Genomic DNA, 21,506 nt, shown 5'->3' with positions numbered 1-21,506 from the left:
GCCGGTGGGCGTGACCGTCCGGGCGCCCCGGCCGCACCGTCACGATCGGATTACGGAATGCCGAACTCCTCTTGACCGCCACCCATGTAATCGATTCCAATCTCCCGTGTAATCGATTCCATGCGGCCCACAAGGAGGTGGTCCAGCGATGGCGAGCATCAAGGACGTCGCAGCCGGCGCGGAGGTCTCCGTCGCCACGGTGTCCCGGGTACTCAACGGTCATCCGTCGGTCAGGCCCGACACCCGCACCCGGGTGATGGCCGCCGTGGAGGCCCTCGGTTACCGGCCGAACGCGGTCGCCAGGTCGCTGCGGACCCAGCAGACCCGCACCCTCGGCCTGGTCATCAGCGATGTGCTGAACCCGTACTTCACCGAGCTGGCCCGCTCCGTCGAGGACGAGGCGCGGGCGCACGGCTACAGCGTGATCATCGGCAACGCCGACGAGCAGCCCGCCCTCCAGGACCACCACATCCGCACCCTCGTCGACCGCCGGATCGACGGTCTGCTGGTCAGCCCCACCGACGGCGGCTCACCGCTGATGCTCGACGCGGTCAGGGCCGGCGTGCCGATGGTCTTCGTGGACCGCTGGATCCCGGGCGTGGACGTCCCCGTCGTACGGGCCGACGGGCGCGAAGCCGTCCGCGACCTGGTCGCCCACCTGTACGCGCTGGGCCACCGCAGACTCGCCATCATCGCGGGCCCGGCCACGACCACCACCGGCAGCGAGCGGGTGGACGCCTTCCGGGAGGCGCTGCGCGAGCACGGACTGCCGCTGCCCGACGCCCGGATCGGGCACGGCGACTTCCAGGCCGGCAGCGGGCACCGCGAGGCGACCCGGCTGCTGGCGCTCGCCGAGCCCCCCGATGTGATCTTCGCCGCCGACAACCTGATGGCGCTGGGCGCGATGGACGCGATCCGCGCCCACGGTCTGCGTATCCCGCAGGACATCGCGCTGGCCGCCTTCGACGACATCCCGTGGTTCGTGCACACCGACCCGCCGATCACCGCCATCGCCCAGCCGACCGGCGAACTCGGCCGGGCCGCCGTACGCGCGCTGATCGACCGTCTCGATGGCCGCGAGCCGCACTCCGCGATCCTCCCCGCCCGGCTGGTGGTCCGCCGCTCGTGCGGCGAGCCGCCGGGCCCCGTGACCACGGCCCCCGCCGGCGCAACTCCCGCGCCCACGACCGGCGTCCGTACGACGCCCGTGACCACGCCCCCCGCCGCGGCACCCGGCTCCACGACACCCCCCGCACCCCCGTCCCCCGCCCCCACGCCGAACAGGAGCAACCGGTGAGCGTCCCCGACGAGTTGCTGCGTATCGAAGGCATACGCAAGACCTTCCCCGGAGTGGTCGCGCTCGACAGCGTCGACTTCGACCTGCGCCGTGGCGAGGTCCATGTCCTCCTCGGCGAGAACGGCGCGGGCAAGAGCACCCTCATCAAGATGCTCTCCGGCGCCTACCGACCCGACAGCGGCAAGATCTTCGCTGAGGGCCGCGAGGTCCGGATCCACGGCGCGCAGGACGCCGAGCGGCTCGGGATCGCCACGATCTACCAGGAGTTCAACCTGGTCCCCGATCTGACGGTCGCCGAGAACATCTTCCTCGGCCGCCAGCCGCGCCGCTTCGGGATGATCGACCGGGCCCGGATGGAACAGGACGCCGCCGGGCTGCTGGCCCGGGTCGGCCTCGACATCGCGCCCCGCACCAAGGTCCGCGAACTGGGCATCGCCCGGCTCCAGATGGTGGAGATCGCGAAGGCGCTGAGCCTGGAGGCCCGCGTCCTGATCATGGACGAACCCACCGCGGTGCTCACATCCGGCGAGGTGGAGAAGTTGTTCGGGCTCGTCCGCGCGCTGCGCGACGACGGCGTCGGCATCGTCTTCATCACCCACCACCTCGAAGAGATCGCCGCGCTCGGCGACCGCGTCACGGTGATCCGCGACGGCCGCAGCATCGACCAGGTGCCCGCCGACACCCCCGAGGACGAACTGGTCCGGCTGATGGTGGGCCGCAGCATCGAGCAGCAGTACCCCCGGGAGCGTCCGGCCGCCGCGGACCCCGGCACCGAGGCCACCGGGGCCCCGCTGCTCTCCGTACGCGGTCTGGGCCGGGACGGCGTCTTCCACGACGTCAGCTTCGAGGTGCGGGCCGGTGAGGTGGTCGGCATCGCCGGACTCGTCGGGGCCGGCCGGACCGAGGTCGCCCGCGCGGTCTTCGGCGCCGACCCGTACGACAGGGGCACCGTCGACGTCATCGGCAGACGGCTTCCCCGGCACGACGTGAACGCGGCGATGGGCGCCGGGATCGGTCTGGTCCCCGAGGACCGCAAGGGCCAGGGCCTGTTGCTCGACGCCTCGGTCGAGGAGAACCTCGGCCTGGTCACGCTGCGCTCCGCCACCCGCGCGGGCCTCGTCGACATCAAGGGCCAGCAGGCCGCCGCGGCCCGGGTCGCCGGACAGCTCGGCGTACGGATGGCCGGGCTCGGCCAGCATGTGCGCACGCTCTCCGGGGGCAACCAGCAGAAGGTCGTCATCGGCAAGTGGCTGCTCGCCGACACGAAGATCCTGATCCTGGACGAGCCGACGCGCGGTATCGACGTCGGCGCCAAGGTCGAGATCTACCAGCTCATCAACGAGCTGACGGCATCGGGCCACGCGGTCCTGATGATCTCCAGCGATCTGCCCGAGGTGCTCGGTATGAGCGACCGGGTGCTGGTGATGGCGCAGGGCCGGATCGCCGGTGAACTCCCCGCGCACGAAGCGACCCAGGACGCGGTGATGGCACTCGCCGTCAGCGCGGCAACCTCCCACAACGAAGTGAAGGAAGCAGAGGGTTCCCGTGACCACTGACACGCTCAAGAGCAATACGGGCGCGAGTGGCGCCTCTGCGGTCGTCCGCCGCATCCTGCTCGACAACGGCGCGCTCAGCGCCCTGGTCGTCCTGGTGGTGGCGATGTCGCTGCTCTCCGGCGACTTCCTGACCACTCAGAACCTGCTCAACGTCGGTGTACAGGCCGCCGTGACCGCGATCCTCGCGTTCGGTGTCACCTTCGTCATCGTCTCGGCGGGCATCGACCTCTCGGTCGGCTCGGTCGCCGCGCTCTCCGCGACCGTGCTGGCGTGGACGGCGACCTCCGAAGGCATACCGGTCTGGATCGCGGTGATACTCGCCGTGGCCACCGGCATCGCCTGCGGCCTGGTCAACGGCGTACTGATCTCGTACGGCAAACTCCCGCCGTTCATCGCGACGCTGGCCATGCTCTCCATCGGCCGCGGTCTCTCGCTGGTCATCTCGCAGGGCAGCCCGATCGCCTTCCCCGGCTCGGTCTCCTCGCTCGGTGACACGCTCGGCGGCTGGCTGCCGGTCCCGGTCATCGTGATGATCGCGATGGGGCTGATCACCGCGCTGATCCTGGCCCGTACGTACATCGGCCGCTCCATGTACGCCATCGGCGGCAACGAGGAGGCCGCCAGGCTCTCCGGGCTGCGGGTCAAGCGGCAGAAGCTCGCCATCTACGCGCTCTCCGGGCTCTTCGCCGCCGCCGCGGGCATCGTCCTCGCGTCGCGGCTCTCCTCCGCGCAGCCGCAGGCCGCCGACGGGTACGAGCTGGACGCCATCGCCGCCGTCGTCATCGGCGGGGCCAGCCTGGCGGGCGGGGTCGGCAAGGCGTCCGGCACCCTGATCGGCGCGCTGATCCTGGCCGTGCTCCGCAACGGCCTCAACCTCCTCTCGGTGTCGGCGTTCTGGCAGCAGGTCGTGATCGGCGTGGTCATCGCGCTCGCCGTCCTGCTGGACACGCTGCGCCGCCGTGCCGGGTCCGGTGCGGGCTCCGGTGCCGGTCAGGCCGGTGCGGGTGCCGGTGCCGGCGGGCCGGGCGGCAAGGGCAGGCAAGCGGCACAGGCAGGCATCGCCGTCGTCTGTGTGGCGGCCGTCGTCGGCGCCGTGACCTGGTTCAACTCCGGTTCGTCGTCGGGTGGCCGGACCAAGGTCGGGCTCTCCCTCTCCACCATGAACAACCCGTTCTTCGTCCAGATGAAGGCGGGCGCCCAGCAGGAGGCCAAGGCCGAGAACGTCGACCTGACCGTCACCGACGCGCAGAACGACGCCTCCCAGCAGGCCAACCAGATCGAGAACTTCACCAGTGCCGGCGTCAAGGCCATGATCATCAACCCGGTGGACTCGGACGCGGCGGCCCCCTCCGTACGCGCGGCCGACAAGGCGGGCATCCCGGTGGTCGCGGCCGACCGCGGCGTCAACAAGGCGGACACGGCGACCCTCGTCGCATCCGACAACATCGCGGGCGGCAAGCTCGCCGCGAAGACCCTGGCGGCCAAGCTCGGCGGCAAGGGCCGGATCGTCGTCCTCCAGGGCACCGCGGGCACCTCGGCCAGCCGTGAGCGCGGCCAGGGCTTCGAAGAGGGCATGAAGGCGTACCCCGGGATCAAGATCGTCGCCCGGCAGCCCGCGGACTTCGACCGCACCAAGGGCCTGGACGTCATGACCAATCTGCTCCAGGCGAACCACGGGCTCACCGGGGTCTTCGCCGAGAACGACGAGATGGGCCTCGGCGCCATCAAGGCGCTCGGCTCCAAGGCGGGCACGTCGATCCCGGTGGTCAGCTTCGACGGAACGCCCGACGGGCTCAAGGCCGTCAAGGCGGGCACCCTGTACGCCACGGTCGCGCAGCAGCCCGCTGAGCTGGGCAAGCTCGCCGTGCAGAACGCGGTCAGGGCCTCGCACGGCAAGAAGGTCGGCAGCATGGTGAAGGTGCCGGTCAAGGTCGTCACCAAGAAGAACGCCGCTGACTTCTCCTGACAGGCTCCACCGGCCCTGTCACCGCCGCCGGTGAGAGCCGCTGAAAGACCGCCCACTCCGAAAGCAGGACTGATATGAACGACTACGACCTGCTGGTCGTAGGGTCGGCCAACGCCGACCTGGTGATCGGCGTCGAACGCCGCCCCGCGCCCGGCGAGACCGTGCTCGGCTCCGACCTCGTCATCCACCCGGGCGGCAAGGGCGCCAACCAGGCGGTGGCCGCGGCCCGGCTCGGCGCCCGCAGCGCCCTGCTGGCCCGGGTCGGGGACGACGCCAACGGGCGGCTGCTGCTGGAGTCCCAGCGCGCGGCGGGCGTCGACACCGTCGGCGTCCTCGTCGGCGGCGCACCCACCGGTGTCGCCCTGATCACGGTGGACCCGTCGGGCGACAACAGCATCGTGGTCTCCCCCGGTGCCAACGCCCGGCTCACCCCGGCCGACATCCGCGCGGCGGGCAGCCTGTTCGAGGCGGCCAAGGTGGTGTCGACGCAGCTGGAGATTCCGCTGGAGACGGTCACCGAGCTGGTACGGGTACTGCCCGACGGGACCCGGTTCGTACTGAACCCGTCCCCGCCGCAGCCGTTGCCCGACGAGATCCTCGCGGCCTGTGACCCGCTGGTGGTCAATGAGCACGAGGCCAGGACGGTGCTGGGCGACGCGGCGGGCGACTCCCCCGAGGACTGGGCGCGGGCGCTGCTCGCACTCGGGCCGCGCTCCGTGGTGATCACCCTGGGCGCGGCGGGCGCACTGGTCGCCGACGGCCGTACGGGGACGAGCGCGCACGTACCGAGCCTCAAGGTCGACGCGGTGGACACCACCGGTGCGGGCGACGCCTTCACGGCGGCGCTGGCCTGGCGCCTGGGACAGGGCGAGGACCTGGCGCAGGCCGCCGCGTTCGCCGCCCGGGTGGGCGCGACCGCCGTCACCAAGCCCGGCGCGCAGGAGTCCTACCCGACCGCCGACGAGGTGCGGCCGGAATGAAGAAGTCCGGAATCCTCAACCGCCATCTCGCGGGCGCCCTGGCCGAGTTGGGCCACGGCGACGGTGTGCTGATCTGCGATGTGGGGATGCCGGTCCCGGACGGGCCCCGCCTGGTGGATCTGGCGTTCCGGGCCGGGGTCCCGTCGTTCGCGGAGGTGCTCGACGGGCTGCTTGCGGAACTGGTCGTGGAGGGCGCGACAGCCGCCCACGAGGTACGGGAGGCGAACCCGGCGACGGCGGACCTGCTGGACGCCCGCTTCCCGGACCTGCGGCTGATCCCGCACGACGACCTCAAGGACCTGTCGGCGGGCACCCGCCTGGTGGTCCGCACGGGGGAGGCACGCCCGTACGCGAATGTGCTGCTGCGGTGCGGGGTCTTCTTCTGAGCAGCAGCCAGTGCCGGTCTGTTCAGGATGTGCCGGTCTGAACAGAACGTGCCGGTCTGAGCCGAACGTGCCGGTCTGAGCAGTGCGTGCGGAGGGGGCCCGGTCCACCGGACCGGGCCCCCTCCGCATTCCCCTCCCCTGACCAGAGCTTCCCGTTTCCCCCCGGATCCGTCCCCCTGAAGCCCTGATGCCACCTACGACTTCCGTTACGGGGCAAGGGTTGTACGGATGCGGGGAGTTATTTTTCCGGCTGTCCGGATCGGCTGCTCTCCGGGCGGTGGACCGGTCAGACGCGGTCGGCCGCGATCAGGAGGTACTGGAACGAGCCGTCCTTGTACGAGTTGATGAACGCCTCCTCGATGCCGGTGACCAGCGAGGACGTGGCCCGCAGCTCCCAGTAGGGCAGCGTCGCCGCCGTCAGGTCGACGATGGCCTGCGGTACGAGACGGTTGTCGGCCATGGCCTTCAGGTACTCCCGGCGGGAGTGGATGTTGCACTCGAAGTGCGCGTTGATCTGCGAGACCCACTTCGAGGGCTGGCCGTAACGCGGGTTCCAGCAGCCGGTGATGGTCACATAGCGGCCGCCGACCCCGAGGACACGGGAGTGCTCGGCCATGAGGTCGTCCAGGTCGACGTACATGCTCGACTCGTTGTTCCACGAGCCCGCTGCCTGCCCCGTCTCGAAGGGCGTGTCGAGCATGTTGCACACCCGGGCGTGGACGTGGTCGTCGATGCCGAGTTCATGCGCACGCCGGTTGCCGAACTCGGCCTGCTTGGCCGACAGGGTGACGCCCTCGACCTTGCATCCGAACCGTTGGTGCGCCATCACCATCGAACCGCCCCGGCCGCAGCCGGCGTCCATGAGCGTGTCGTCACGCCCGATGGGGCCGAGGTGGTCCAGGAGGACTTCGGCCTGTGCCGACTCCAGGCGGTGCAACTCGGCGATCAGCCTCTTCTCGTACTCGCTGTCGCGAGCGTCCCCGAGTGCGGCGTGGTCGACGTCGCCGATGCCGTAGTGGTGGTGGTAGAGCCCGTCGACGTCGCCGAGACGCAGGTTCACGGGCCTGGCCTCACGGTCCCAGTATCGGGCGATGTCACCCTGGTACGGCGACGCCGGGCCCGGGATGTAAACGGGGGCGTCAGTGGTGAGCTCGGTGCTGGTCATGGTGAAGTCCGCTCCTTACCAGAAATCGGGCAGGCTGTATCGGTAGGTGTTGGTCTGGTGCCAGTAGTGGTTGCCGTCGACCCACGCGGCCACTCCCCGGAGGAAACGCAGCACGCTCGGGACGGGGCACTCGGCCGCCAGCGCGGCGGCTTCGCTTTCGAAGCCGTGCATGAGGTCGTTGTGGACCTCGACCGCCTTGAGATAGGCGTCACGGTCGGAGACGCCCTCACGTTCGGCGATCACCACGGGCAGGTTCAGGTGTCTGCCGGGGCTGTTGAGTTCCTTGGTGTACGAATAAAGGTCGTTGACGATCGTGGTGGCGTTGCCCGCGAGCGCGATGACCCGCTGCATGGCCGGCTGGGCGTGCAGGTCGGCGGGGAGTTCGTAGCCGCCGACGGTGTCGGTGATGGTGGGGCAGGGACGGAAGTTGTTGAACTGGCGCATCGCCAGGTACTCCCACACCTCGGGAACGTGATCCGTCTCGGCCCACGCGGCCTCGGCCAGATACCCCAGATGCAGACGGGCCATGTCGTGCCGGAACCGGTCGGCCTGCGAGGGGGTGGCCTGCCGGCAGAGGTACTCCATGGCCGAGCGGTAGGCCCGCCGGGGCGCGTCCGACTGGAGCGAGTCCGCCCACTCCGGCGCGTACTCCCCCGTCGTGTGCAGAGGGTCCAGAGCCGTGTGTGCCAGCAGGAGCCGGCTGCCGAGTCCGACGGGTGAGCCGCCGTGGTCCTCGCAGTAGCAGTCGTCGACCGCGTTCTCGGCGACCATCAGCCGGGTGGCGACCATCAGATGGTCGACGGTGGGCGCGTCCGGGTGGCAGGCGACCATGTAGCGGCCGACGGAGAAACCGTCGAACTGGTCCTCCCACTCCGGGGGGTACGCCTGGACCTCGTCCACCGCCCACACCTTGATCCGCCGGCTGACCTCCTCCACCCGCGCCGGGTCGGGGGGCGGCACCGGGTGGTAGTAGAGGCCCGGGATCGGGGTGCCCTCCACCGACGCCTCGGTCTCGGTCCCGGGCTGGGTCTCGGGCTCGGGCTCGGCAGGAGCCGGCAGTTCCGCGCGCCGTCCCAGGTGCAGGCTCGCCGTACCCAGACCGCTGGGGCCGCACAGGATCCGTTGCAGAGCAGCGCTCGGCTGCAGAAGTGATGGCCCAGGATCGGGCATCCGTAGCTCCTTGGTCAGGTGGGTGGACTGTCCCGGGACTGGGGGCCGGACAGCCCCTAGGGCCTGCGGGCGATCTGTACGTTCTCCAGCACGCCGAGCGCGTCGGGCAGCAGGACGGCGGCGGAGTAGTAGGTGGTGACCAGGTACGAGATGATCGCCTGCTCGTTCATGCCCATGAAGCGCACCGAAAGGCCCGGCTCGTACTCCTCCGGCAGGCCGGTCTGATGCAGCCCGATGACGCCCTGGTCGTCCTCGCCGGTACGCATGGCAAGGATCGAGCTGGTGTTGTCCTTGCTGATGGGGATCTTGTTGCAGGGCAGGATCGGAACCCCGCGCCAGGCCGGGACCTGCTGGCCGCCGAGGTCGACGTGGTCCGGGTAGAGCCCGCAGGCGTTGAACCCGCGCCCGATCGCCGCGATCGTCCGGGGGTGGGCGAGGAAGAGCTTGGTGCCGCGGCGGCGGCAGAGCAGCTCGTCGAGGTCGTCGGGGGTGGGCGGTCCCGACTGGGTCTGAATCCGCTGCTTGAAGGAGGCGTTGTGGAGCAGACCGAACTCCCGGTTGTTGATCAGCTCGTGCTCCTGGCGCTCCCGCAACGCCTCGACGGTGAGCCTGAGTTGCTCCTCGGTCTGGTTCATCGGCCCGTTGAAGAGGTCGGCGACCCTGGTGTGGACGCGCAGAACGGTCTGCGCGACGGAGAGTTCGTACTCGCGCGGGTTGAGGTCGTAGTCGACGAAGGCACCCGGCAGCACGGCTTCGCCGGTGTGGCCGGCCGACATCGCGATCTCGGCCTCGCCGTGCCGGGTCTGCGGCCGGAGAGCGAGCGAGCCGAACTGCTCCAGGTGGGCCTGGAGACCCGGCGCGCCGGACACCACGGCGTCGAAATCCGCGCGGGACAGGGTGAGGAGGGTGCCGGAGGTCTCGGCAGTGGCTGTGTAGTCCCACCTCGCGTCGGTGTCCAGAAGGGCGTTCTCCCCGAACCGGTCGCCGTCGGCGAGCAGGGCCACGGAGACCTCGTCGCCGTACTTGCCCGCGGAGGTCTGCTTGATCCGGCCGTGGGCGACCAGGTGGATCTGCTCGGCGAGGTTCCCCCGCTCGGCCAGCACCTCGCCCGCGCGGAAGTCGCGCTGGACGCACCGGTCGGCGATCGCGGTCAGCACGCCGACATCGTCGAAGCCGCGCAGCAGGGCCAGTTCGCCCAGCTCGCGGGGGATCACCCGGACTCCGGCACCGTCCTGGACGAACTCGATGAGCCCGTCACCGACGGTGTAGGTCAGACGACGGTTCACCCGGTAGGTGCCGCCCTTGGTCTCCACCCAGGGGAGCATCCGCAGCAGCCACCGCGAGGTGATCTCCTGCATCTGCGGGGCGGACTTGGTCGTGGTGGCGAGGTTGCGGGCAGCCGCCGTGCTCAGACTGGACTGCGGGGATGGCTCCAGCTGTGCTTCCGGGCCGGTCTCAACGGTCATCAGGCGAGCTCTCCTTTGCGACGGCGTCGTTCGGCGCACGCGCGCCGAACGCTGGAAGAGGAACGAAGGGGGCGAATCGCAGGTAATCCGTCCAGATCCACGAGAACGGTAACGGCCTCTTCGCCCAACCCGCCCGGAGAGACAGCCGAGTTACTTCGATGCAGCGATCTCGCTCCGCATCAGGTTTATCGGGTGACCGACGAAATTCGGACAGTACGAGCAATGTGAGGGAGGGACACAGCGGAAGGGGTCACAGCGAGGGGGCACAGCAAGAAGGGCGACCAGCCGGCTGGTCGCCCTTCTTGCTGTGCCCCCTCGCTGTATTTCTGGCCTGTTGCGGCGCCGGTCCGCGGTCGGCTACAGCGCGTACCGCACGAACCGCTCAGCGGTCTCCCGCAGCAGTTCCACGCCGTCCCGCGCCCACAGCTCCTCGTTGAACAGCTCCACTTCGACCGGTCCCGTGTACCCGGCCGCGTCCACCCGCTCCCGCCACTCCCGCATGTCGACCGACCCGTCGCCGATCTGGCCGCGGCCGTTCAGGACGCCCGCCGGCAACGGGGTGGTCCAGTCCGCCAGCTGGAACGTGCAGATGCGGCCGCCGGCGCCCGCACGGGCCACCTGCGCGGGCGCCTGGTCGTCCCACCAGATGTGGTAGGTGTCCACGGCGACGCCCACCTGGTCGGCCGGGAAGCGTTCTGCCAGGTCCAGGGCCTGGGTCAGGGTCGAGACCACGCAGCGGTCCGCGGCGAACATCGGGTGCAGCGGCTCGATCGCGAGACGCACACCGCGCTCGGCCGCGTACGGGCCCAGTTCGGCCAGCGCGTCCGCGATCCGCTCGCGTGCCCCGTGCAGATCCTTCGAGCCCGCCGGGAGGCCGCCCGAGACCAGCACCAGGGTGTCCGTGCCCAGCGCCGCCGCCTCGTCGACCGCCGTACGGTTGTCCGCCAGCGCCGCCGCCCGCCCGGCCGGATCGGTCGCGGTGAGGAACCCGCCCCGGCAGAGCGTCGTGACGCTCAGGCCGGCATCCCGTACGAGTGCGGCTGCCGCCTCCACTCCGTACTGCTGGACCGGTTCGCGCCAGAGCCCGATCCCCGGAACGCCCAAGTCGGTGCAGGCGGTGACGAGTTCGGGAAGGCTGAGCTGCTTCACGGTCATCTGGTTGATGCTGAAGCGGGCGAGGTCCGCGGTCACTGGGCGACTCCGTACACACTGAGCAGGGACTTCATCCGGCTCTCCGCGAGCGCCGGGTCGGGGAAGAGGCCGAGGCGGTCGGCCAGTTCGTACGCCCGCGCCAGGTGCGGCAGTGAGCGCGCCGACTGGAGGCCGCCCACCATCGTGAAGTGCGACTGGTGTCCGGCCAGCCAGGCGAGGAAGACCACGCCCGTCTTGTAGAAGCGGGTCGGGGTCTGGAAGAGGTGACGCGACAGCTCGACGGTGGGGTCCAGGATGTCGCGGAAGCCCTCACTGTCCCCGGTGTCCAGGACGCGGACCGCCTCGGCGGCCAGCGGGCCGAGCGGGTCGAAGATGCCGAGCAGGGCATGGCTGAAGCCGCGCTCGTCACCCGCGATCAGCTCGGGGTAGTTGAAGTCGTCCCCGGTGTAGCAGCGGACCCCGTCGGGGAGCCTGCGGCGCAGCTCCACCTCGCGTCGGGCGTCGAGCAGCGACACCTTGATGCCGTCCACCTTGTCCGGGTGGGCCGCGATGGCCTCCAGCAACGTGTCGGTCGCCGCATCCAGGTCCGGTGAACCCCAGTAGCCGTCGAGCGCCGGGTCGAACATCGGGCCGAGCCAGTGCAGGATGACCGGTTCGGCACACTGGCGCAGCAACTGCCCGTAGATCTCCAGGTAATCGTCGGGGCTCTTCGCGGCGGCAGCGAGCCCGCGCGAGGCCATCAGGATCGCCTGCGCACCGGTCTCCTCGACGACGGTGAGCTGTTCCTCGTACGCCTCGGCGACCTGGTTCAGCGTCACTTCGCCGGGCGGGAGCTGGTCGGTGCCGACGCCGCAGGCGACGGCACCGCCCGCCGACCTGGCCTCGGCCGCCGACCGGCGGATCAGCTCCGCCGCGACCGGCCAGTCCAGGCCCATGCCGCGCTGCGCGGTGTCCATGGCCTCCGCGACGCCGAGTCCGTGGGACCAGAGGTGGCGGCGGAAGGCGAGGGTGGCGTCCCAGTCGACGGCGGGCGGACCGTCGGGCGAGACATCGGCGCACGGGTCGGCGACGACGTGGGCGGCGGAGAAGACGGTACGGGAGGCGAGCGGCGCGCCGCCCACGGTGAACGCGGCGGGTTCGGTGCGGGGCGTGTAGGCGTACGTACCGCCGGCGTCCCCGCCCGTGCCCGTGCCCGTGCCCGTGCCCGTGCCCGGAAGCAGGATGGTCACAGCGTGATCTCCGGAACGTCGAGACGGCGGCCCTCGGCGGAGGACTTCAGCCCCAGCTCGGCGAGCTGCACACCGCGCGCACCGGCCAGCAGGTCCCAGTGGTAGGGCTCGTCGAGCGCGATGTGGCGCAGGAAGAGTTCCCACTGGACCTTGAAGCCGTTGCCGAAGTCGCCGTTGTCCGGGACCTCCTGCCACTGGTCGCGGAATGCGTGAGTGGCGGGCAGATCCGGGTTCCAGACCGGCTTCGGAGTGGAACTGCGGTGCTGTACACGGCAGTTGCGCAGTCCCGCCACGGCCGAGCCCTCCGTGCCGTCGACCTGGAACTCGACCAGCTCGTCGCGGTTGACCCGCACCGCCCAGGAGGAGTTGATCTGGGCGACCGCACCGCTCTCCAGCTGGAAGATTCCGTACGCGGAGTCGTCGGCGGTCGCCTCGTACGGCTCGGACCGCTCGTCCCAGCGCTGCGGGATGTGCGTGGTGGCGAGCGCCTGTACGGAGGTGACACGGCCGAACAGCTCGTGCAGGACGTACTCCCAGTGCGGGAACATGTCCACGACGATGCCGCCGCCGTCCTCCGCCCGGTAGTTCCACGAGGGGCGCTGCGCCTCCTGCCAGTCGCCCTCGAAGACCCAGTAGCCGAACTCGCCCCGGACGGAGAGGATCTTGCCGAAGAAGCCGCCGTCGATGAGCCGCTTGAGCTTCAGCAGGCCCGGCAGGAACAGCTTGTCCTGGACCACGCCGTGCTTGATCCCGGCGGCCCCGGCCAGCCGCGCCAGCTCCAGCGCGCCGTCGAGGCCGGTGGCGGTCGGCTTCTCCGTGTAGATGTGCTTCCCGGCGGCGATGGCCTTCCGCAGTGCCTCTTCACGGGCGGAGGTGACCTGGGCGTCGAAGTAGATGTCGACGGCCGGGTCGGCCAGGACGGCGTCGAGGTCGGTGGACCAGTGGTCGAGCCCGTGCTTCTCGGCCATCGCCCGGAGGGCGTGCTCACGCCGGCCGATCAGGACGATCTCGGGCCAGAGCACCGTGCCGTCGCCGAGGTCCAGGCCGCCTTCCTCGCGGATCGCGAGGAGGGAGCGCACCAGGTGCTGGCGGTAGCCCATCCGGCCGGTCACGCCGTTCATGGCGATCCGCACTGTCTTACGTGTCACGAAAGGTCCCTCCACACGGTCATAGCAAGCGCTTTCTACGCGGTAAGAAGCTAACCTGCGCACACCGGCCCCGACAAGAGGCACGGGCAAGAGGCGCGGGCAAGAGGCGCGGACAGGCGCACGGGCCGCGACCACATGACAGGAGACGCGGGCGAGTGACACGGAGGCAGAGATGACGGCGACCCTCTCGGATGTCGCGGCCCGCGCACGGGTGTCCCCGGCGACGGTGTCCCGGGTGCTCAACGGCAACTACCCGGTGGCGGCGGCCACCCGGGAGCGCGTGCTGGCGGCCGTGAACGAGCTGGACTACGTACTGAACGGCCCGGCGAGCTCACTCGCCGCCGCCACGTCCGACCTGGTCGGCATCCTGGTCAACGACATCGCCGACCCGTTCTTCGGCATCATGGCGGGCGCCGCCCAGTCGGAGATCAGCGGCCAGGAGGGCAGCGGGCGCGCGGGCGGCGAGAAGCTGGCGGTCGTCTGCAACACCGGCGGCTCCCCGGAGCGCGAACTCACCTACCTCACGCTCCTCCAGCGCCAGCGCGCCGCCGCGGTCGTGCTGACCGGCGGCGCCATCGAGGACCCGGAGCACACCGCGGCGGTCTCCGCGAAGCTCGCGAAACTCACCGGCGCGGGGACGCGTGTGGTGCTCTGCGGGCGCCCGTCGATCCCCGGCAGCGAGTCCACGGTGACCGCGCTGCCCTTCGACAACCGGGGCGGCGGACAGCGGCTCACCGAGCATCTGCTGACCCTGGGGCACCGGCGGATCGGTTACGTGGCCGGCCCCGCAGAACGGACGACGACCCGCGACCGCCTGGCGGGCCACCGGCTGGCCATGGCGGCGGCCGGCCTGCCCGACGGCCGGGCGGCGCTCACGGTCCACGGCCCCTACGACCGCCGCTCCGGCTACCACGCCACCCTCGAACTGCTGGGCAGAGAGCCGGGGTTGACCGCGATCGTGGCGGCGAACGACACAGTGGCGCTGGGGGCGTGCGCGGCGCTGCGGGAGAAGGGGCTGCGGATTCCTCAGGACGTCTCGGTGGCCGGTTTCGACGATCTGCCGTTCTCGGTGGACGCCGTACCGGCGCTGACGACGGTGCGGCTGCCGCTGTACGAGGCGGGGGCGCGGGCCGGACGGCTGGCGATGGGCCGCGAGGCGGTGCCGAAGGGTGGGGTCGCGGTGGTACGCGGCGAACTGGTCACCCGGGCGTCGACGGCTCCGCCCGGACGGTGACGGGGCGTGCGGTGACGGGGCGTGCGGTGACGGGTCCGGCCGTGCGCCGGCCGGGGCGGTGAGCGGACCCGCCCGCGAGGCGGGCTACCGGGAACACGTCACGTGTACCAATGATGTGCTGGCATCAGCACCAGCACCTCTCAGCCTTCAGGAAGGAACAGTGCGTTGAAATTCGCGTTCTCCACCCTCGGAGTGCCAGGAATGACCGTCCCGGACGTGGTGCGGCTCGCAGCGGACAGCGGCTACCAGGGGGTCGAACTGCGCGCCCACGCCGAGGAGGCGCTGCACCCCGGCACCGGACTGCGGGAACGGGCCGCGGCGGTCGAGGAGTTCGCCGGCGGCGGCGTCGAGATCCTCGGGGTGGCCGGATACGTACGGGTGGCCGCGCCCGGCGACGACAAGGAGATCGAGGGCGACCTCGCCGAGCTGGTCTTCCTCGCCGCCGACCTCGGCGCCCCGTTCGTCCGCGTCTTCCCCGGTGGTGGCGGCCAGGAGCCGGCCGAGGCCGACGCGGCCGCCGCCCGCAGACTGGGAGCGGCCGCCGAAGTCGCGGCGGACAAGGGCGTACGGATCCTCCTCGAAACCCATGACTCGCACCGCACGGGTGCCGACGCCGCCCGGGTGCTCGGCCCGGTCGGCCACCGGAACGTCGGTGCCCTCTGGGACGTGATGCACACCTGGCTGGGCGGCGAGTCCCCGGCGGCCAGCCATGCCGTCCTCGCGCCGCATCTCGGCTACGCACAGGTCAAGGACATCGCGTCGGCCGAGGACACCACCCCGCTGCCGCTCGGCGCCGGGGTGCTGCCGCTCGCCGAGTGCGTGGAGTTGCTCGCCCCGGGCCAGGGGTGGCTCTGCTGGGAGTACGAGAAGCGCTGGTATCCGCAGGCGGCCGAGCTGCCGGGCCTGCTGACGGCGGGTCGGGAGTATCTGGAACGGCTGGCGGGCGGGACCGCGGCCTGACTGTCCCCTGCCGTGGCACCAGGTGACCTGGCCGACGGGCACGGCGGTCACGACGGTCACGACGGTCACGACGGCCACCAGCACCACGAACCGGCCAGGGCCCGGACCGTCCGCCACCCGCCGGGCGGACGGTCCGCGTCCGGGCCGGGCCGGCTTGCTGCCAAACGGGCCAATGCCGCCCCGATCCGGCCCGCACCCTTGACCTGACAGTTACTTTCCGGATATCGGTGCTGCTTGGAAGTTTCCTTCAGTTTCCTTGCGCAGCATGGCCGGAAGGGGCACCAGTGCAGTACCGCACCTCCAGACGCTCTCTGCTCACCGCCACCGCCGTCGCGGTCGCCGCAGCAGCCACGGGCGCCACCGGCGCCACAGCACACGCCGATCCCCGCCGCCCCGATCCCCACCGCCCCGGTCCTGGCCCCAGCGGTCACGACCGGCAGCTCAAGCAGCTCATCGGCCGCATGAGCATCGAGGAGAAGGTCGGCCAGCTCTTCGTGATGCGGGTGTACGGACACTCCGCCACCGCGCCCGACCAGGCCGACATCGACGCCAACCTGAAAGAGATCGGCGTCCGCACCGCCGCCGAGCTGATCGCGAAGTACCACGTCGGCGGCATCATCTACTTCAGCTGGGCGCACAACACCCGCGACCCGCACCAGATCGCCGCCCTCTCCAACGGCATCCAGCGCGCCGGTCTCGCCCAGCACACCCCCGTACCGCTGCTGATCGCCACCGACCAGGAGCACGGGATCGTCTGCCGGGTGGGCTATCCGGCCGCTCTCTTCCCGGGCGCGATGGCGCTCGGCGCCGGGCGCTCGCGCGATGACGTCCGTACGGTCGGCCGGATCTCCGGGGCGGAACTGCGGGCGATCGGCATCCGGCAGGACTACTCGACGGACGCCGACGTCAACGTCAACCCCGCCAACCCGGTCATCGGCGTCCGTTCCTTCGGCTCCGAACCGGCCGCCGTGGCCCGGCTGGTCGCCGCAGAGGTGCAGGGGTACCAGAGCTCGCAGGTCGCCGCCACCGCCAAGCACTTCCCCGGCCACGGCGACACGGCGGTCGACAGCCACACCGGGATCCCGGTCATCACCCACACCCGCGCACAGTGGGAGAGCATCGACGCCCCGCCCTTCAAGGCCGCCGTCGCCGCCGGGATCGACGCGATCATGACGGCGCACATCCAGTTCCCCGCACTGGACCCGAGCAACGATCCGGCCACCCTGTCGCAGCCGATCCTCACCGGCATCCTCCGCCAGGAGCTGGGGTACGACGGCGTCGTCGTCACCGACTCGCTGGGTATGCAGGGCGTACGGGACAAGTACGGCGACGACCGGGTGCCGGTCCTCGCGCTCAAGGCCGGTGTCGACCAGCTGCTGAATCCGCCGGACCTCGACACCGCCTGGCACGCGGTGCTCAACGCGGTGAAGAGCGGGGAGCTCACCGAGGAGCGGCTGGACGAATCGATCCTGCGGATCCTGCGGCTCAAGGACCGGCGCGCGCTCTTCAGCAGCCCGTACGTGGCCGAGGTCCGGATCGACAAGACGGTCGGCATCCCCTCCCATCTCGCGACGGCCGACCGGATCGCCGAGCGGACCACCACCCTCCTGGTGAACCAGGACCGGCTGCTGCCGCTCTCCCGGCGCAGCGCCCGGAGCCTGCTGATCGTCGGCCCGGACCCGGCGTCGCCCTCGGGGACGACGGGCCCGCCGACGACCGTGCTCGGCAAGGAGCTGACCGGTCTCGGCTTCACCACCACGGTGCTCCCGACCGGCAGCGCACCCACCGCCTCCCTGATCGCCGACGCGGTGGCCGCGGCGGCGGGCAAGAGCGCCGTGATCGTCGGGACCTACGACGTGGCCGCGGGCGACGCGCAGTCCAAGCTGGTGGCGGCGCTGGTCGCCACCAAGGTCCCGGTGGTGCAGATCTCGATCCGCAATCCGTACGACATCGCGCAGCTCTCCGGAGTCCGGGCCGCGCTCGCCACCTACAGCTGGACGGACGTCGAACTCCGGGCGGCGGCACGGGTGATCGCGGGCCGGGTCTCGCCGCGCGGTGTGCTGCCGGTCCCGGTCCAGCGCGCGGACGATCCCACGAAGGTGCTGTATCCGGTGGGGCACGGCCTGACGTACTGATCCGCCGCCCACCGGAATGACTGGGCCCATCGGAAGGACTGGCCCACCGGCAACGACTGGGCTCACCGGCAAAGACTGTGCCCGCCGCGGGACTTCGCGGCGGGCACAGCTCAATCCGCTTCCCTGGAGGGCCAATTACCCTCCGGGGCCGGGGCCGGGGTCACGGACGCAGGGACGGTTCGCGTTCCAGGCTCTTGCGGTCGAGTGTCGCGTCGTACGGGGCGAGCGGCTTGGCCCGCAGCGGGTCGGCCTGCACCGCTGCCGGGGCCACCCCGGCCCAGGCCAGGATGCGCGCGGTTGCCTTCGCCCTCTCGGCGGGGGCGAGGCCGTCGACGTTCGCGCCGTGGTTCATCCCCGGCGCGGTGAAGACGTAGCTGTCGTGCGGGTGCTTCCCGACGCTGAAGCGCTCGGCGCCCCAGGGGTCGTTCTGCCCGTACACGTACAGCATGTGGTCGGCGTGGCGCTTCACCCAGTTGTCCACGTCGGCCATCACACCGGGCTGGAAGCGCATCGGGATGGAGCTGGGTACGAAGTGCCGCGGCGGCTGGTAGCCGTAGCGGCTCAGCTTGCCGAGCCAGGGCTGCTTGATGTCCGGCGAGCCGAGCTGGGTACCCGCCTGGTAGTAGTACGGCGTGTACGCGTCGAGTCCCTGGTCGGTGTAGAAGGAGAACCCGGAGATCGTGTCGACGGAGTCCCAGATCTCCTGGTCGGTGGCGTGCGGGGCGTCGGCGGGGACGGTGTCGCAGTCGGAGAGCAGGCTGTACTGCCAGAAGCCCCAGATGTAGTCGAGCACCACGGCCTCGTACGCCTTGTCGAGTGACCCGACGGTGCTGAAGGTGTAGCCGTTGTCCTTGGCGTACTGGGCGTACATCTTCTCCAGCGGCCCGCGCCGGATGAGCGCCTCGCGCTGGACGCCCTCCAGCCGGTCGCGGCACTCCTTGGTGCCGACGGTGCTGAGGAACCGGTCGTACGCCGAGTCCTCGTTGTTGACGACGTCGTCGGGTGCGACGTACGCCACGACCCCGTCCATGTCCTTCGGGTAGTAGCGCTCGTAGTAGGTGGCTGTCATGCCGCCCTTGGAACCACCGGTGGTCAGCCAGTTCCGGGTGTAGATCTTCTTGAGCGCCGTGAACAGCCGGTGCTGGTCGCTGGCGGCCTGCCAGATGTCCAGCTTGGACCAGTCGGCGGGCTGCGGCCTGGACGGTGTGAAGTAGCGGTACTCCAGTGACACCTGGTTGCCGTCGACGATCCGGGTCGGCTCGGTGCGGCTGGGCGTGGTGGAGACGTTGTACCCGCCGGTGTAGAACACGGTCGGCCGGCTGGTGTCCTTGTGCAGCAGCGTGAAGCGCTGGTTGAAGGTGCCGTCCGACGGGTACCGGTGGTCGATGGGCTGGGTGTACTGGAGAACGAAGAAGCGGTAGCCCGGGTAGGGCTTCTCATCGATGAGGCTCATGCCGGGAATCGCGAGGATCCGGGCCTTGATGTCCGTGGTGTCCGGTCCCGCGGCGGTGGCCGCACCGGCTGATGCCCCCGCCGCACTCAAGGTGCCTATGAGCACCACGAACGCGAGCAGCCATCTGAGCGACTTGCGCATTCAGCCCTCCCCTGGGGATCACAACGAGTAGCCGCGAACCTAGCCGGGGTAACACCAGGCACGCCAGACCCAGTTGACCATCGGGAGCGATCACCCGCTCAGCACAGGAACCAGCCCGACGCCCCCTTCTTGCCGGAGACCGCGCCCACAGCCCGGACGCAGCGGTTCGCCGCACGGACCCTCACCGGCCCCGCCAGACGGGTGAACCGCCCGCTGTCGGAGACCGGCAGCCCGCCGCGCACCTGGAGCTGGACCGACATCTGCCTCCTGGCGCCCGGCTTCTTGGCGAGGGTGACGGCGCAGACGTACTGGCCGCTCCGGAAGACCTGGAGCCGGCCGGTGGCGAAGCCCACGGACCTGACCTCGTGGCCGGGGCACCCGGACGCGGCGCTCGCCGGGTGAGCGCCCGGCACCACCAGGGCGAGCGCCACCGCGGCCGCCGCCGTCAGGCCCGCGGCCCAGCGGCCGGCTCCCGGGCCGCGGGCGGGTGCCCGCACGGACTCGCGCACCGGCGGACGCACCGGTGCGGGCCCCACCCCGTGCTCCGGCCCGCTCTCCGGCTTTCGCCACAACTCGAACACTTCTTCCCCTTCGGCCGCGCGAGCGTATGTGTGTACGGACGCAAGGGACAGTCCGCTGGTTGCGCCGCAGAAGCGGACAGATGATGACAGGTTCGGTGCAACCCATGCCATCCGCCCTGCCACCTGCCCGTGCGCCGGCAGACCGGATCCCCCGTGCACCGGCGGAACCGTCACGAACCGCCGAACCGTCGCCGCGAAACCGTCACCGGCCCGGTTCCGGCAGCGGAACCCCCGCACGGGCGCGTGGCCTGCGGCGGCCGCGGACCCCGCCCCGGCCGCCCCGCTCGCGGACCGGCCACAGCAGCACATACGCCGTGGACACCGCCACGAACGCCAGCCGCAGCAGACCGCGCAGGGCGTCGTCCGGAACGACGAAGACACTGCCGTACAGCGTCAGCAGCGCCAGCCAGCTCCACCACGGCACCAGCCGGCGCTGCCCGATGACGTCCCACAGCAGCGTGCCGAGCAGCACCGACGCCGTGTAGTACGTGTAGACGCTCGGGTCGAGCACGATCCGGGCGTTGGCACCGAGCAGGACCACCGCGGGCCAGCGGCCCCGCCAGACCGCCACCGTGCCGAGCACCAGGCCGAGGGCTGCCTGCGCGGGGCGGTCCCAGCCGGGCGTCTCCGGATCGCCGACCCCGAGCCAGCGCAGGGCGGACGCGGGATGGTTGGGGATGGCGAACTTGGCCGCGGCGAAGGACTGCGGGTCGCCGACGAAGAACGGCAGCCAGGCGACCGCCACCAGGCCCGCGCACCACAGGGCGGCCCGCAGCCAGTGCCGCCGGGGAAGGGCCAGCAGCAGCGGGAGGAAGGCCAGCGCGGTGGGTTTGGAGTCCATCGCCAGGGCGAGGAACGCGCCGGTGGCGGCCGGGGTGCCCCGGGTGACGGCCCGGACCGCGAGCGCGGTGAAGAACAGCGCGAGTACGTCGTCCAGGTGCCCGAAGCGGACCGCGACCTCGATCCACATCGGGATGAAGGCGAGCCCGGCGATCAGTACCCGCTGGCGCAGCCGCTGGTGGTTGGTGCCGGTGCCCAGCAGATGGTGTGCGGCGCTGCGCCCGGCCAGAACGACGATGACCAGGCCGAGCAGGGACATCAGCGCGGCGGCGAGGAACTGGCCGGTGGCTTCCGGGAACGGGTTGAACAGTCCGGCGACGAGGAAGCTGACCGGGCCCATCTGGAGCTCGGGATGGTGGGCGTAGAGGTTGAGACCGCCGGAGCCGGAACCCTGGTAGATCAGCTCGCCGCCGGCGCGCAGATAGTGCCAGGAGAAGCCGCCGTGCGGCTCCACCACGGCGAACCACAGCACCGTCCAGGCGGTGAGCAGCACCAAGTGCATCCGCTGGCTGATCGTCGGCACCGTATCTCAGCTCCCGCTTCCGGTGTGTGCGCTGTCGGGGCTGCACATCCCGGTATGGAAGAGGGCCGAACGGGAGGAAAAGTTGTCCCGGCGGCGGACGTGCGGCCCCGGTAACGCTCTCATC

At 71.0% G+C, this 21,506-nt stretch carries 16 protein-coding genes and 1 pseudogene; 8 read left to right on the top strand and 9 right to left on the bottom strand.

Going from position 1 to position 21,506, the window contains the following annotated elements:
* The first annotated feature begins 148 nt into the window (after positions 1-148).
* The 5 genes from OG385_RS21995 (at position 149) to rbsD (ending at position 6,185) form a co-directional block, all read left to right on the top strand.
* On the top strand, positions 149-1,297 hold the full coding sequence (locus tag OG385_RS21995) for a LacI family DNA-binding transcriptional regulator (protein ID WP_266856887.1): 1,149 nt from the start codon (positions 149-151) through the stop codon (positions 1,295-1,297).
* A complete protein-coding gene (locus OG385_RS21990; RefSeq protein ID WP_266856885.1) occupies positions 1,294-2,853 on the top strand; it encodes a sugar ABC transporter ATP-binding protein in 1,560 nt (519 codons plus the stop codon). Before OG385_RS21995 ends, OG385_RS21990 begins: the two co-directional genes overlap by 4 nt.
* Positions 2,843-4,819, top strand: coding sequence for a substrate-binding domain-containing protein (locus OG385_RS21985; RefSeq protein ID WP_266856883.1), 1,977 nt, complete (start codon positions 2,843-2,845; stop codon positions 4,817-4,819). The genes OG385_RS21990 and OG385_RS21985 overlap by 11 nt, the downstream gene beginning before the upstream one ends.
* 74 nt (positions 4,820-4,893) lie before the next feature.
* Positions 4,894-5,799, top strand: a complete 906-nt coding sequence (locus OG385_RS21980) for a ribokinase (RefSeq protein ID WP_266856882.1) — start codon at positions 4,894-4,896, stop codon at positions 5,797-5,799.
* Entirely contained in the window at positions 5,796-6,185 is a 390-nt protein-coding gene (gene rbsD / locus OG385_RS21975; protein ID WP_266856880.1) for a D-ribose pyranase, read from the top strand. The genes OG385_RS21980 and rbsD overlap by 4 nt, the downstream gene beginning before the upstream one ends.
* 286 nt (positions 6,186-6,471) lie before the next feature.
* Here the strand turns inward: rbsD and OG385_RS21970 are convergent, their stop codons facing one another.
* The 6 genes and pseudogenes from OG385_RS21970 to OG385_RS21945 form a co-directional block, all read right to left on the bottom strand.
* Positions 6,472-7,350, bottom strand: a complete 879-nt coding sequence (locus tag OG385_RS21970) for a geranyl diphosphate 2-C-methyltransferase (RefSeq protein WP_266856878.1) — start codon at positions 7,348-7,350, stop codon at positions 6,472-6,474.
* 15 nt (positions 7,351-7,365) lie between these two features.
* A pseudogene (locus tag OG385_RS21965) lies at positions 7,366-8,484 on the bottom strand (family 2 encapsulin nanocompartment cargo protein terpene cyclase); the annotation flags it as partial.
* A 92-nt stretch (positions 8,485-8,576) separates the two neighbouring features.
* Complete coding sequence (locus OG385_RS21960) at positions 8,577-9,986, bottom strand: family 2B encapsulin nanocompartment shell protein (protein ID WP_266856877.1); 1,410 nt, start codon at positions 9,984-9,986, stop codon at positions 8,577-8,579.
* 357 nt (positions 9,987-10,343) lie between these two features.
* Entirely contained in the window at positions 10,344-11,141 is a 798-nt protein-coding gene (locus tag OG385_RS21955) for a sugar phosphate isomerase/epimerase (protein WP_266861061.1), read from the bottom strand.
* Positions 11,142-11,173: 32 nt separating this feature from the next.
* Positions 11,174-12,358: a dihydrodipicolinate synthase family protein gene (locus OG385_RS21950; protein ID WP_266861059.1), complete on the bottom strand. Its 1,185-nt coding sequence runs from the start codon at positions 12,356-12,358 to the stop codon at positions 11,174-11,176.
* 5 nt (positions 12,359-12,363) lie between these two features.
* Complete coding sequence (locus OG385_RS21945) at positions 12,364-13,515, bottom strand: Gfo/Idh/MocA family protein (protein WP_266856875.1); 1,152 nt, start codon at positions 13,513-13,515, stop codon at positions 12,364-12,366.
* A 172-nt stretch (positions 13,516-13,687) separates the two neighbouring features.
* Here OG385_RS21945 and OG385_RS21940 point away from each other — a divergent pair, with 172 nt between their 5' ends.
* The 3 genes from OG385_RS21940 to OG385_RS21930 all read left to right on the top strand — a co-directional run bounded on the left by OG385_RS21940 (position 13,688) and on the right by OG385_RS21930 (position 17,844).
* Positions 13,688-14,749: a LacI family DNA-binding transcriptional regulator gene (locus OG385_RS21940; protein ID WP_266856874.1), complete on the top strand. Its 1,062-nt coding sequence runs from the start codon at positions 13,688-13,690 to the stop codon at positions 14,747-14,749.
* Between the two features lie 165 nt (positions 14,750-14,914).
* Entirely contained in the window at positions 14,915-15,709 is a 795-nt protein-coding gene (locus OG385_RS21935) for a sugar phosphate isomerase/epimerase (protein WP_266856872.1), read from the top strand.
* A 284-nt stretch (positions 15,710-15,993) separates the two neighbouring features.
* The gene (locus tag OG385_RS21930) at positions 15,994-17,844 is read left to right on the top strand and encodes a glycoside hydrolase family 3 protein (protein WP_266856871.1); all 1,851 of its coding nucleotides are present in this window, start codon (positions 15,994-15,996) and stop codon (positions 17,842-17,844) included.
* 160 nt (positions 17,845-18,004) lie between these two features.
* On the opposite strand, the gene OG385_RS21925 is transcribed toward OG385_RS21930, so the two are convergent.
* From OG385_RS21925 to OG385_RS21915, 3 genes are all read right to left on the bottom strand, one after another.
* A complete protein-coding gene (locus tag OG385_RS21925; protein ID WP_266856870.1) occupies positions 18,005-19,438 on the bottom strand; it encodes a S28 family serine protease in 1,434 nt (477 codons plus the stop codon).
* A gap of 98 nt (positions 19,439-19,536) precedes the next feature.
* Positions 19,537-20,019: a hypothetical protein gene (locus OG385_RS21920; protein WP_323183826.1), complete on the bottom strand. Its 483-nt coding sequence runs from the start codon at positions 20,017-20,019 to the stop codon at positions 19,537-19,539.
* A 202-nt stretch (positions 20,020-20,221) separates the two neighbouring features.
* Positions 20,222-21,361 (bottom strand): hypothetical protein, encoded by a 1,140-nt coding sequence (locus OG385_RS21915; protein WP_266861055.1) that lies wholly within the window; start codon positions 21,359-21,361, stop codon positions 20,222-20,224.
* Positions 21,362-21,506: the final 145 nt, after the last annotated feature.

The organism is Streptomyces sp. NBC_01306, assembly GCF_026340465.1.
Classification (GTDB): Bacteria; Actinomycetota; Actinomycetes; order Streptomycetales; family Streptomycetaceae; genus Streptomyces.
Note: the sequence above shows the minus strand (reverse complement) of the source record. Positions and strands in the feature narration are given on the sequence as shown.

Excerpts from the sequence above, each read along its gene's own strand:
- OG385_RS21995 (WP_266856887.1), top strand. The coding sequence starts at position 149 with ATGGCGAGCATCAAGGACGTCGCAGCCGGCGCGGAGGTCTCCGTCGCC.
- OG385_RS21980 (WP_266856882.1), top strand. The coding sequence starts at position 4,894 with ATGAACGACTACGACCTGCTGGTCGTAGGGTCGGCCAACGCCGACCTG.
- rbsD (WP_266856880.1), top strand. The coding sequence starts at position 5,796 with ATGAAGAAGTCCGGAATCCTCAACCGCCATCTCGCGGGCGCCCTGGCC.
- OG385_RS21970 (WP_266856878.1), bottom strand. The coding sequence starts at position 7,350 with ATGACCAGCACCGAGCTCACCACTGACGCCCCCGTTTACATCCCGGGC.
- OG385_RS21960 (WP_266856877.1), bottom strand. The coding sequence starts at position 9,986 with ATGACCGTTGAGACCGGCCCGGAAGCACAGCTGGAGCCATCCCCGCAG.
- OG385_RS21955 (WP_266861061.1), bottom strand. The coding sequence starts at position 11,141 with ATGACCGTGAAGCAGCTCAGCCTTCCCGAACTCGTCACCGCCTGCACC.
- OG385_RS21940 (WP_266856874.1), top strand. The coding sequence starts at position 13,688 with ATGACGGCGACCCTCTCGGATGTCGCGGCCCGCGCACGGGTGTCCCCG.
- OG385_RS21925 (WP_266856870.1), bottom strand. The coding sequence starts at position 19,438 with ATGCGCAAGTCGCTCAGATGGCTGCTCGCGTTCGTGGTGCTCATAGGC.
- OG385_RS21915 (WP_266861055.1), bottom strand. The coding sequence starts at position 21,361 with ATGCACTTGGTGCTGCTCACCGCCTGGACGGTGCTGTGGTTCGCCGTG.